Origin of the sequence: Microbacterium sp. Au-Mic1 (assembly GCF_021341785.1) — a bacterium.
GTDB lineage: Bacteria > Actinomycetota > Actinomycetes > Actinomycetales > Microbacteriaceae > Microbacterium.
This window is the reverse complement of the sequence record NZ_JAJTTF010000002.1, coordinates 230,567-242,538: the sequence shown is the minus strand read 5'-3', so window position 1 is coordinate 242,538 and position 11,972 is coordinate 230,567. Positions and strand designations below refer to the sequence as shown.

Genomic DNA, 11,972 nt, shown 5'->3' with positions numbered 1-11,972 from the left:
GACCGGGATTCGAAAGGCCCGTCATGACCACCATCGCACCGGCGAAGACGCCGCCGCGCACCTCGATCCCGTCACCGCGTCGTTCTGCGGCGCGACGCGGATCCGTCTATCTCTCCGCGCATCCACGCGCTCGGCTCGCCCTCCTGCTGTCGGCTCCCCTGTTCTGGCTCGGGGCGGTGTACGTCGTCGCGCTCGCGCTGCTGCTGGTCACCGCGTTCTGGACGACCGACACCTACACGGGGCAGATCCGCACCGAGTTCACCCTCGACAACGTGGTGACGGTCGTCACCGACGCGTTCTACCAGGGCATCACCCTGCGCACGGTCGGCATCGCCCTCGCCGTCACCGCGATCGACGTCGCCCTCGCGCTGCCGATCGCCTATTTCATGGCGATGGTGGCCTCCCCGGCGCTGCAGCGCACCCTCGTGGTGCTGGTGCTCACGCCGCTCTGGGCCTCGTACCTCGTGAAGGCGTTCGCCTGGCGCTCCGTGCTCTCCAGCGACGGCATCCTCGACTGGCTGCTGCGCCCGCTCGGCGGTCACACGCCCGGATACGGCATCGCCGCGACGATCATCACGCTGTCCTACCTGTGGCTGCCGTATGTGATCCTGCCCATCTATGCGGGGCTGGAGCGCGTGCCGAGCTCGCTGCTCGAGGCCTCCGGCGATCTGGGCGGGCGGAGCTGGGCGACGTTGCGGCTGGTCGTGTGGCCCATGGCGCTGCCCGCGATCATCGCCGGCACCATCTTCAGCTTCTCGTTGTCCCTCGGGGACTACATCACGATCGGCATCGTCGGCGGTGGCGCGCAGATGCTCGGCACACTGGTCTATCAGGACATCGGCGCGGCCAACAACCTGCCGCTCGCGAGCGCGATCGCGCTCATCCCGATCGTCATCATCTTCGGCTACTTGTTCCTCGTGCGCCGCACCGGCGCCTTGGACAACCTGTAGGAGTCACCGTGCGCATCTCTCTCGGAACCAGGGTCACCCTCGGCGTCATCACCGCCGTGATCCTCGTCGTCGTGTACGTGCCGCTGCTGGTCGTGCTGATCAACTCGTTCTCCACGTCGTCCTCGCTCACCTGGCCGCCTCCTGGATTCACCCTGGAGTGGTGGGGCCGGGCGTTCCGCAGCGACGGCGCGCTCGAAGCCGTCGGCACCAGCGCGCTGGTCGCGCTGATCTCCTCGGCCCTCGCGCTCATCCTCGGCACGATGCTGTCCTTCGCCCTGCAGCGATTCTCGTTCTTCGGCCGCACGACGGTGAACCTGCTCGTCATCCTGCCGATCGCGCTGCCGGGCATCATCACCGGCATCGCGCTGAACAACCTGTTCCGGACGATCCTCGGCGTGCCGCTGTCGATCTGGACCGTGATCATCGCGCACACCACGTTCTGCATCGTCACGGTGTTCAACAATGCCGTCGCCCGGCTGCGCCGGATGGGCACGTCGTTCGAGGAGGCCTCGGCCGATCTCGGCGCCGGGATATGGACGACGTTCCGCCTCGTCACCTTCCCGCAGCTGCGCTCCGCCCTGCTCACCGGAGGCCTCCTCGCCTTCGCGCTGTCCTTCGACGAGATCGTGGTGACCACCTTCACCGCCGGGTCCGGGGTGCGCACCCTGCCGATGTTCATCATCGACAACGTCGCCCGCCCCAACCAGGCGCCGATCGTCTCCGTGATCGCCGTGGTGCTGATCGTCGTCTCGATCGTGCCGATCGCTCTGGCGCAGAAGCTCTCCGGCAGCGAGCAGCAACGCCGGTGAGGAAGTCCCGGGCGGCGCGGAGCGGGTTGCGCCGCCCGGGAACGTGCCTCCACCGGCGGCGGCATAGGCTGAGCACGTGACGACGTTCGTTCCTCCGCGCCCCTGGACCGCCAGCTACGCCGAGGGGGTGCCGGAGGATCTCGCGGAGGTCGCCGGATCCCTCGTCGACATCGTGGAGGCGTCCGCGCGCGACTATCCGGATGCCCCCGCACTGCAGTTCTTCGGCCGGACCACCTCGTACCGCGACCTGCAGTCGTCCATCGAACGCGCCGCGGCGGGGCTGAAGGCGCTCGGCGTCAAGGCCGGGGATCCGGTCGCGATCGTGCTGCCGAACTGCCCGCAGCACATCGTCGCGTTCTACGCCGTGCTGCGCCTCGGCGCGGTCGTCGTCGAGCACAACCCGCTGTACACGCCGCGGGAGCTGCGCAAGCAGTTCGAGGACCACGGCGCCACGCACGCGATCGTCTGGAACAAGGTCGTCGCATCCGTCCAGGAGTTCCCCGCAGACCTCGCCGTGACGAACCTCATCTCCGTCGACGTGACCCGTGCCATGCCCGGACTCACCCGCCTTGCGCTGCGACTGCCCGTCGCGAAGGCGCGCGAGTCGCGCGACGCCCTCACCGCGAAGGTCCGCGGCACGGTGACCTGGGAGTCGGTGGTCGGATACGCCCCGCTGCCCTCGCCTCATCCGCGTCCGGCGACCGACGATCTGGCGATCATCCAGTACACGTCCGGCACCACGGGGACGCCGAAGGGTGCCGCGCTGACCCACCGCAACCTGCTCGCCAACGCCGCACAGGCGCAGGCGTGGGTGCCCTCGATCACCCGGGGCGACGGCTGCGTCGTCTACGCCGTGCTGCCGATGTTCCACGCCTACGGGCTGACGCTGTGCCTCACGTTCGCGATGTCGATGGGCGCCCGGCTCGTGCTCTTCCCGAAGTTCGACCCGGATCTGGTGCTCGACGTGGTCAAGAAGCACCCGGCGACGTTCCTGCCCCTCGTGCCGCCGATCGCGGACCGCCTGCTGAAGGCCGCCACCGCGAAGGGCGTATCGCTCGCCGGCATCGAGGTCGCCATCTCGGGCGCGATGGCGCTTCCGCACGAGCTCGTCGTCCCGTTCGAGCAGGCCACGGGCGGCTACCTCGTCGAGGGCTACGGCCTGAGCGAGTGCTCCCCCGTGCTCATGGCGAATCCCGTCGCGGACAACCGCGTCCCCGGCACGGTGGGCCTGCCCCTGCCCGGCACCGAGTGCCGGGTCGTGGATCCCGATGAGCCGACGAACGACGTCGAGCACGGGCAGCCCGGGGAGCTCGTCGTCCGCGGCCCGCAGGTGTTCTCGGGCTACTACGGCAAACCCGAGGAGACCGAGGCCGTGTTCGTGGACGGCTGGTTCCGGACCGGCGACATCGTCACGATCGACGAAGACGGATTCGTGCGCATCGTCGATCGGATCAAGGAGCTCATCATCACGGGAGGCTTCAACGTCGCCCCCACCGAGGTGGAGGGCGCGCTGCGCCAGCATCCCGATGTCATCGACGCGGCGGTCGTGGGCCTCCCCAGCGAACACTCCGGCGAGGAGGTCGTCGCGGCGATCGTGGTGGATCCGAGCACGGACGTCGACGTCGAGGCGATCCGCGAGTTCGCCCGCGGCATCCTCACGCCGTACAAGGTGCCCCGCCGGATCTTCGTCGTCGACGAGCTGCCGACCTCGCTCATCGGCAAGGTGCTTCGGCGCCAGGTCAAGGAGCGCCTGGTCGCGCTGACGTCCGGAAACTGACCCATCCCCCGGTTTCGAAGCGCGCAAATGGCTCGATTCCGCCGGCGGATCGAGCCATTTGCGCGCTCTGAACTGCGTTCCCCCAGGCGGGGGACGGTACTCTGAGTTGTGACCCGAGACGACGCGACGCCGACCGAGACCCCCATCGACACCACTGCGGAGGGCGACGGAGCGACCGAAACGGAAGCGCCCGCCGGACCGGGCTTCGAGGATCTCGGGATCAGCGGCCCCGTCCTCGCCGCGATCAAGGCGCTCGGATACGAGACGCCATCGGCGATCCAGCGCGAGACGATCCCGCTGCTGCTCGGCGGCCGCGACGTGCTGGGCACGGCGCAGACCGGCACGGGCAAGACCGCGGCGTTCGCGCTTCCGATCCTGGAGAACCTGGACCTGCAGCAGCAGAAGCCGCAGGCCCTCGTACTGGCCCCGACCCGCGAGCTCGCGCTGCAGGTCGCCGAGGCGTTCGAGTCCTATGCCGCGAAGATGCCCGGCGTGCACCTGCTGCCGGTCTACGGCGGACAGGGCTACGGCGTGCAGCTGTCCGCGCTGCGCCGCGGCGTGCACATCGTCGTCGGCACCCCGGGCCGCATCATGGATCACCTCGCCAAGGGCACGCTCGACCTCTCGGAGCTGAAGAACCTCGTGCTGGACGAGGCCGACGAGATGCTCAAGATGGGCTTCGCGGAGGACGTGGAGCAGATCCTCGCGCAGACGCCTGCGGACAAGCAGGTCGCCCTGTTCTCCGCGACCATGCCGCCCACGATCCGCCGGCTCGCGCAGCAGTACCTGCACGACCCCGAGGAGATCTCGGTCAAGGGCAAGACGACGACCAACGCGAACATCACCCAGCGCTACCTGGTCGTGTCCTATGCGCAGAAGGTCGATGCGCTCACCCGGATCCTCGAGGTCGAGAACTTCGAGGGCATGATCGTGTTCGTCCGCACCAAGAACGAGACCGAGACGCTCGCCGAGAAGCTGCGCGCCCGTGGCTACTCCGCCGCCGCGATCAACGGCGACATCCCGCAACCGCAGCGCGAGCGCACCGTCGGCCAGCTCAAGGACGGCAAGCTCGACATCCTGGTCGCCACCGACGTCGCCGCGCGCGGCCTCGATGTGGAGCGGATCAGCCACGTCGTGAACTTCGACATCCCCACCGACACCGAGTCGTACGTGCACCGCATCGGCCGCACGGGCCGCGCGGGCCGCTCGGGTGATGCGATCAGCTTCATCACGCCGCGGGAGCGCTACCTGCTCAAGCACATCGAGCGCGCGACCCGCCAGCAGCCCGCGCAGATGCAGCTCCCGACGACCGAGGACGTGAACAGCACGCGCCTGGCGCGCTTCGACGACGCGATCACTGCCGCGCTCGAGGAGACCGGGCGCATCGAAGGCTTCCGCGACATCATCGCCCACTACGTGCGCAACCACGACGTGCCCGAGGGCGACGTCGCCGCCGCGCTCGCGATCGTCGCCCAGGGCGAGACGCCGCTGCTGCTGGATCCGGAGAACGACCCGCTGTCGGCAGCGGTCGCCGCCGACAACCGTCCCCCGCGCGCCGACCGTGCGGAGCGCTCGGGCGGCCGCGACTCCCGGGACCGCGACGACCGCGGATCCCGCCCGGAGCGGCGCAGCCGGGGCGACTACACCCCGTACCGGATCGAGGTCGGCCGCCGTCACCGCGTCGAGCCGCGGCAGATCGTCGGCGCGCTCGCGAACGAGGGCGGGCTCGGTCGTGACGACTTCGGCGCGATCACGATCCGTCCCGACTTCTCCATCGTCGAGCTCCCGTCGAACCTGGATGCCTCGGTCCTGGACCGGCTGCGCGACACCCGCATCTCGGGCCGGCTCATCGAGATCCAGCGCGATTCCGGCCGCCCGAACCGGGGCCCGCGACGCGATGACCGCGGCCGGGACGACCGCGGCTACGGCGATCGGCCACGCCGTTCGTACGACGGTGGATCCGGCGACCGTGGCTACAACGACCGGCCGCGCCGCGACGACAGCCCGCGGGACGACCGTCGCAGCGACGACCGTCCCCCGCGCAAGCCGCGCCACAAGGACTGAGCCCGTTCGCATCCCGGGCTCGCTGAGGCTCGGGCGCACCGTGTCACGCACGGGCGCCCGAGCGTTCAGCGGGCGGCGTCGGGGGTGATCTCCTCGTCACCGTGCCGGTGCACGACCTTCCATGCGCCGTCTTCCCTCCGGTACACCTGGGTCACACGCAGCACATAGCCGCGCGGACGCCCATCGACGGTCGTGGAAGTGATCTCGCGATGGGCGGTGTACGCCAGATCGCCGGACACCTCAGCGGCGAGCAGCTCGACACTGCTGGAGGTCGCATCCGAGAAGGACTCCCCCAGCCTTCGGAACATCTGCCGCACCTCTTCGCTCCCGGACGCGCTGACCCAGGCGCCGAACAGGGTTACCGGCTCGATCTCCGACCACGTTGCGAACCGCGGACCGGGATCACCCGAATGCAAGGCGTTCTCCGCTGACTGCCAGGTCGTGCGGAACCAGTGCAGGAACTCCTCGCGCTCGTCCATGGCGGTATTCAACCCCTCGGCTCGCATCGGGGGAAGAGCATCGTTCGTCCCATCAGACGGCGATGACCGGCTTCGTCCGCATCGGGCCGAGCCAGGTCGCGACGAGAACGGCGGTGACCGCTCCGGCCGCCATGATGGCTGCGAGCACGATGATCTGGAAACGGCCGGCCTCGAGCGGTGAGAGGCCGCCGAAGATCGCCCCGACGAATGCGCCCGGGAGCACGACGAGGCCGGTCGTCTTGGTCTGGTCGATCGAAGGGATCAGCGCCTCGCGCACGGCGCCGCGCGCGAGGTCGAGCGTGGACCGACGCGGTGTGGCCCCCAACGCGAGCCACCCCTCGACCTCATCCCAGTGGTCGATGACCGTCCTGCGGAGCAGCCTCCCGGTGAGCGTGGCGATGTTCATCGTGTTCCCGATGATGATCGCGCCGATCGCCAGCGCGTACCGCGGAGTGGGTGCGAGCGCACCGGATCCGAACACCGCGGCGCCCGCCACCGCGATGCCCGCCGCGATCGAGGTCGACATCACGAGCGCCCCATGCCTGCTCCACCCGATCCGCTGCGTCGCGACGGAGACCGCCACGCCGAACATCACCAGGAGCGCGACCGCGATCAACGCGGGCTGCGTGATGATCCCGCCGAGGATCAGGCTGATGATCGCCAGCTGCACGACACCGCGCGCGATCGCGGCGGCGGGCGCCCACGATCCTCGCACCCGGAACAACAGGAGCGCGCCGGTCGCCACGGCGACGAGGATGCCGACGCCGATCAGGGTCGGGATCAGATCGACGGAAGCGATCACGACCCGCTGAGCTCCCGAAGCGCAGAGGTCATGGCGCCTCCGGCATCGCCGGAGTTGACCGTTCCCTGCGGCTCGAACAGGATCGCCTGCACTTCCTCCTCGGCCTTGGGGCAGTGCTCGACGCCCCGCGGCACGACGAAGACGTCATTCGGGTTCAGCACCACATCGCGATCACGCAGCTGGATCGTCAGACGGCCACGGAGAACCAGGAACAGTTCGTCGGTGTCGGGGTGGCTGTGCCACACGAACTCGCCGTGCAGCTTCACCACCTTCACGTCGTAGTCGTTGACGCTCACGAGTCGGTGCGGCTGCCACGGCGCCTCGATCGTCGAGAGCGCGGCCAGCACGTTGCGCACATCGTCTGCCATGTTCAGGAGCCTAAACGGAACCGGGCGACGGGGAGCGGATCCCTCTCCTCGTGGCGCGGAGACGGACCCGCGGCGCGAAACCCGGTGGGTCCGACGATGTCGACGGCGCGGTCCTCTCTGCCGAGGCCGGCATCACTCGAGCGCGTCCGGCCCCTCCGTCACGAGCAGGTGGAACTGCGCCGCGTCAAGGATCCGCAGTCCGAGTTCCTCCGCCTTGGCGAGCTTGGAGCCGGCGCCGGGTCCCGCGGCCACGAAGTCGGTCTTCTTCGAGACGCTCGACGCGGCTTTGCCCCCGGCCTTGATGATCGCCTCCTGCGCCCCCTCACGGGTGTAGCCGTCGAGGGATCCTGTCGCGACGATCGTGAGACCGTCGAGCACACCGCCCTCCGCGGCTGCGGCCCCGGGTCCAGGATGTCCCGGCGTCGCCCATTGCACACCCGCGTCGGCCCAGCGCTGCACGATGTCCTGGTGCCAGTCGACGGTGAACCAGTCCAAGAGCGAGTCGGCGATGATCCCGCCGACGCCCTCGACCGCGGCGAGCTCCTCACGGGACGCGGCGCGGATCGCATCCAGGGATCCGAACCACTGCGCCAGCGCACGTGCGGCGACCGGCCCGACGTGGCGGATGTTCAGCGCGACCAGCAGACGCCACAGGTCCTTGGTCTTCGCCTTCTCGAGCTCGGCGAGCAGCTTGACCGCCTGGGAGGACGGCTGGGCGGCGTTGACGCCCTCCTTCTTCTCCGCGGCCGTGGGGTTGCGCCGGAACGGAGCACGGGTCTTCACGATCCCGTCCTCGTCCTCCTTCGGGAGTCCCGTCTCCGCGTCGCGCACGACGACCTCGATGGGCACGAGCTGCTCGAGCGTGAGGGTGAACAGGCCCGCTTCGGTCTCGAGCGGCGGCACCGCGGGGTGGCTCGGCTGCGTGAGCGCGGCTGCGGTGACTTCGCCGAGCGCCTCGATGTCGAGAGCCCCGCGCGAACCGATGTGCTCGACGCGGCCGCGCACCTGCGCGGGGCACGATCGCGTGTTCGGACACCGCAGGTCGATGTCGCCCTCCTTGGCCGGAGCCAGGATCGACCCGCACTCGGGGCAGCGCTCCGGCATCACGAACTCGCGCTCGGAGCCGTCCCGCCGCTCGACCACCGGGCCGAGCACCTCGGGGATCACGTCGCCGGCCTTGCGCAGCACCACCGTGTCGCCGATGAGCACGCCCTTGGCCTTCACCACGTCCTTGTTGTGCAGCGTGGCCTGGCGGACGACACTGCCGGCGACTTGGGCGGGTGCCATGACCGCGAATGGCGTGGCGCGGCCGGTGCGGCCGACCGAGACCACGATGTCGAGCAGTGTGGTCTGCACCTCCTCCGGCGGGTACTTGTATGCGATCGCCCAGCGCGGCGCGCGGCTCGTGGCGCCGAGCTCGTCGTGGAGGTCGAGTTCGTCGACCTTCACGACGATGCCGTCGAGCTCGTGCTCGATGTCGTGCCGGTGCTCCCCGAAGTACGCGACGAACTCTGCGACCTCGTCGATCGTGGCGCACACCCTCGTGTGCGGGCTCGTGGGCAGGCCCCAGCTCGCGACGAGTCCATAGATCTCGCTCTGCGCGGCGACGGGCGGATCCGGCCAGGCGCCGATGCCGTGCACGTACAGCGCGAGCGAGTCGACGCGGAGCAGCCCCGCCTCGAGCTCCATGCCGTCCTTCTTGTCCAGCTGCTGACGCAGGCCCCCGCTCGCGGCGTTGCGCGGGTTCGCGAACGACGGGAACCGCCGCGCCGCTGCGGTGCGCGCCTTCTCCTCGTCGAACGGCTTCTTGGCGCCGCCACGTGCTTCCCACCGTTCCAGGGCCTCGGTGTAGGCGCGGTCGCGGAAGGCGGCCTGCGCGGCGTTCAGCCGCTCGAACGCGGCGACCGGGATGAACACCTCGCCGCGCACCTCGACGATCGCCGGGTGTCCGGATCCGCTGAGCCGCTCGGGGATGCCTGCGACGCGCAGGGCGTTCTCGGTCACGATCTCGCCGACCCGGCCGTCACCGCGCGTGGCCGCAGAGGTGAGCACGCCGTTCTCATAGCGCAGGTTGATCGCGAGTCCGTCGATCTTGAGCTCCGTGAGCCAGGCCACGTCGCGGCCCGCGGCGGCCCGGGTCTTCGCGGCCCAGTCCCGCAGCTCCTCGATCGAGAAGACGTTGTCGAGGCTGAGCATGCGCTCGGCGTGCTCGATGGTCTGCAGCCCCGTGGCCTCGGCGGCTCCCACCATCTGGGTCGGCGAGTCCTGCCCCTGCAGCTCCGGATGCAGGCGTTCGATCTCCTCGAGCCGGTGCATCCAGCCGTCGTAGGTGGCGTCGTCCACGAGAGACGTGTCACGCCCGTAGTACGCGTCCTTCGCCTCCAGGATGCGGGTGGTCAGCTCCTCGGCCTCGACACGGGCGGCTTCCAGCGAGATGTTCTCCGGCACCTGGCCAGTCTAGGAGGGGGTGCCGACGTCGCCCGAGCGGCGCGACTCACACGGCGCTCAGCAGCGTGGCGACCGAGACGCGCATCCGGGCCAGCACGGGGATCAGCACCGCCGCTTCGGTGAGCAGCGTCCCTACGCCGACGAGCACCCCGACACCGCCGAGGTCGAGCTGATACGGCACGACCTCGTAGAACGGGGCGAGCAACACGACGGTGAGCACGGCCGACACCGCGATCACCGTGAGCGCGAGCAGCACTGCGGTGACGACGTGGATGAGCGCCTGCAGCACGGCCGCACGTACGATGACCGCGTCGGTCGCTCCGCTCGCCGAGAGCAGTGCCTGTTCCCGCGCCTGGGTCCGGTTGCTCATGAAGATCACGACTGCAGTCCCCACGCCTGCCAGCAGCAGTGGTCCGCCGAGCAGCACCACGACCTGCCCGAACTCGAGACCGCCGAACGTCTCCCCCGCGGCCCGCGCCGCCGCGCCCCAGACGGTCGTCACCGTATAGAGGCCGCCCAGCATCGCCGCTCCAGTGAACAACGGGGTGATCGATGCCGTGCTGCGACCGAGGTGGTACCGCGCCTCGTGCCGCGCGAGGTACCACGACGAGGACGCCCGCGCAGGCAGCAGCGCCGTCCATCCCCGCAGTAGCGGCGCGTAGAGCACGGGCCCGCCCGCGACGATCACGAGCGTCAGCAAAGGGGCGACGAGCGGCGTCTGGGAGATCAGCGTGTTCCGATCGTCCGGCATCGCCACTGCACCCGACGACAGCCACGACCGCACCGCCGCGGCGGTGCCGACGACCATCAGCCCGAACAGCATCCAGCGCCACCACCGCATCCCCCGCGTGCGCGGCTCCGGCTCCCGCAGTGCCTCCAGCGCCGGGGTGAGCGCAGCCCGGCGCGCGGCGGGCAGGCCACCGAGCAGGGCGATCAGGAGCACCCCGCACCCGATGAACAGCGCCGTGACCGGGCCGACCACAGCCGATGTCTCGGCGAACCCGCCCGAGGCGCCGTCGAAGGCCAGGCGCAGCGCGACCGGTGCGCCCACCAGGGTCGCGGCGAACCCGAGCCCCGCACCGATCAGGCTCAGCGCGATCACGTGGCAGAGCACCACGACGGCGACCTGCCGCGGCGTCACTCCACTCAGCTGCCAGCGCGCGTATCCGGCCCTCCCCAACTCCACGGCGAGCCGCGCCACCGCCGAGGTCACCCCGATCGCGCTCACCCCGCTGAAGACCAGGATCATCGATGAGACGCCGCTGATCCCTGTCCCGAGACGTCCCCCTGCGTGCATCCCCGTCTCCAGGAACGACGCACCGATCCCGAGCGACGCGCCCGCGACGGCCGTCACGAGCACGAGCCCCGCCCAGGAGCGCCAATCCGCGCGCAGCTCCCCCGCCCACAGCCCGATCATGCGCCCACCCCCGCAGGAGACACCGGCGATGAGGGTGCGGCGTGCTGTGCCGCGAGGATCTGCGCCGCGGTGGGTCGGATGAGCTCCGCGACGACCAGCCCGTCCCGCAGTACGACCGTGCGATCTGCGCGGGCCGCGGCATCCAGGTCGTGAGTGACCAGCACCACCGAGCGGTCGCCGTTCGCGTAGCCGCGCAACAGATCCAGAACGACGCCGCCGGATGTCGTGTCGAGTGCGCCGGTCGGCTCGTCCGCGAAAAGCACCGACGGTCGGGCCGCAAGCACCCGGGCCACTGCAACGCGCTGCTGTTGCCCTCCGGAGAGCTGTCCCGGGCGCATTCCGCCCTGCGCGGCGAGCCCCACCGCGGCCAGGGCACCGGCGATGTCGGGCCTCGCACGTCGGGCGAGCCGTGCCGGCAACGCCACGTTCTCGCGCACGGACAGCGACGGGATGAGGTTGTACGCCTGGAAGACGAAACCGATACGGTCGCGTCGCAATTGCGCACGCCGGGCGGTGGAGGCGGTGTGCAGGGCGACCCCGCCGAGCAGCACCTCGCCGCCCTCCACCTGCTCGAGACCCGCAAGACAGTAGAGGAGCGTCGATTTGCCGGATCCGCTCGCCCCCACGATGCTGACCATCTCGCCCGCCGCGACGTCGACGTCGATCCCGCGCAGTACCGGGGTGCGCTCTCGACCGGTCTGATAGCTCTTCGTCACGTTTCGGGCCTGCAGGATCCATGTCATGACTCCAGTCCACCGGTGGCAGCTGGAGCGCGCAGCAGCGCACGGACGACGATCGGGGTAGCTCCAGGTCTACTCTTTCCGTTGCGTCGCGGTCGCCCTCCGAGGCCGTCCATAG

At 70.1% G+C, this 11,972-nt stretch carries 10 protein-coding genes; 4 read left to right on the top strand and 6 right to left on the bottom strand.

The window, feature by feature from the left end:
- The first annotated feature begins 23 nt into the window (after positions 1 to 23).
- The 4 genes from LXM50_RS03655 (at position 24) to LXM50_RS03640 (ending at position 5,600) form a co-directional block, all read left to right on the top strand.
- Positions 24 to 950 (top strand): ABC transporter permease, encoded by a 927-nt coding sequence (locus LXM50_RS03655; RefSeq protein ID WP_233309914.1) that lies wholly within the window; start codon positions 24 to 26, stop codon positions 948 to 950.
- Positions 951 to 958: 8 nt separating this feature from the next.
- Positions 959 to 1,759: an ABC transporter permease gene (locus tag LXM50_RS03650; protein WP_233309913.1), complete on the top strand. Its 801-nt coding sequence runs from the start codon at positions 959 to 961 to the stop codon at positions 1,757 to 1,759.
- Positions 1,760 to 1,835: 76 nt separating this feature from the next.
- Entirely contained in the window at positions 1,836 to 3,536 is a 1,701-nt protein-coding gene (locus LXM50_RS03645; protein ID WP_233309912.1) for a long-chain-fatty-acid--CoA ligase, read from the top strand.
- Positions 3,537 to 3,680: 144 nt separating this feature from the next.
- Positions 3,681 to 5,600 carry a DEAD/DEAH box helicase gene (locus LXM50_RS03640; RefSeq protein ID WP_233310084.1) on the top strand — a complete coding sequence of 640 codons (1,920 nt, stop codon included), beginning with the start codon at positions 3,681 to 3,683 and terminating at the stop codon, positions 5,598 to 5,600.
- A gap of 65 nt (positions 5,601 to 5,665) precedes the next feature.
- On the opposite strand, the gene LXM50_RS03635 is transcribed toward LXM50_RS03640, so the two are convergent.
- From LXM50_RS03635 to LXM50_RS03610, 6 genes are all read right to left on the bottom strand, one after another.
- The gene (locus LXM50_RS03635; RefSeq protein ID WP_233309911.1) at positions 5,666 to 6,079 is read right to left on the bottom strand and encodes a nuclear transport factor 2 family protein; all 414 of its coding nucleotides are present in this window, start codon (positions 6,077 to 6,079) and stop codon (positions 5,666 to 5,668) included.
- Positions 6,080 to 6,131: 52 nt separating this feature from the next.
- Positions 6,132 to 6,881, bottom strand: a complete 750-nt coding sequence (locus LXM50_RS03630) for an ABC transporter permease (protein WP_233309910.1) — start codon at positions 6,879 to 6,881, stop codon at positions 6,132 to 6,134.
- Positions 6,878 to 7,249, bottom strand: coding sequence for a cupin domain-containing protein (locus LXM50_RS03625; protein WP_233309909.1), 372 nt, complete (start codon positions 7,247 to 7,249; stop codon positions 6,878 to 6,880). The genes LXM50_RS03630 and LXM50_RS03625 overlap by 4 nt, the downstream gene beginning before the upstream one ends.
- A gap of 132 nt (positions 7,250 to 7,381) precedes the next feature.
- Positions 7,382 to 9,697 (bottom strand): NAD-dependent DNA ligase LigA, encoded by a 2,316-nt coding sequence (ligA, locus tag LXM50_RS03620; RefSeq protein WP_233309908.1) that lies wholly within the window; start codon positions 9,695 to 9,697, stop codon positions 7,382 to 7,384.
- A gap of 46 nt (positions 9,698 to 9,743) precedes the next feature.
- Positions 9,744 to 11,114: a hypothetical protein gene (locus tag LXM50_RS03615; RefSeq protein ID WP_233309906.1), complete on the bottom strand. Its 1,371-nt coding sequence runs from the start codon at positions 11,112 to 11,114 to the stop codon at positions 9,744 to 9,746.
- Positions 11,111 to 11,857: an ABC transporter ATP-binding protein gene (locus tag LXM50_RS03610; RefSeq protein WP_233309904.1), complete on the bottom strand. Its 747-nt coding sequence runs from the start codon at positions 11,855 to 11,857 to the stop codon at positions 11,111 to 11,113. Before LXM50_RS03610 ends, LXM50_RS03615 begins: the two co-directional genes overlap by 4 nt.
- Between the last annotated feature and the right edge of the window lie 115 nt (positions 11,858 to 11,972).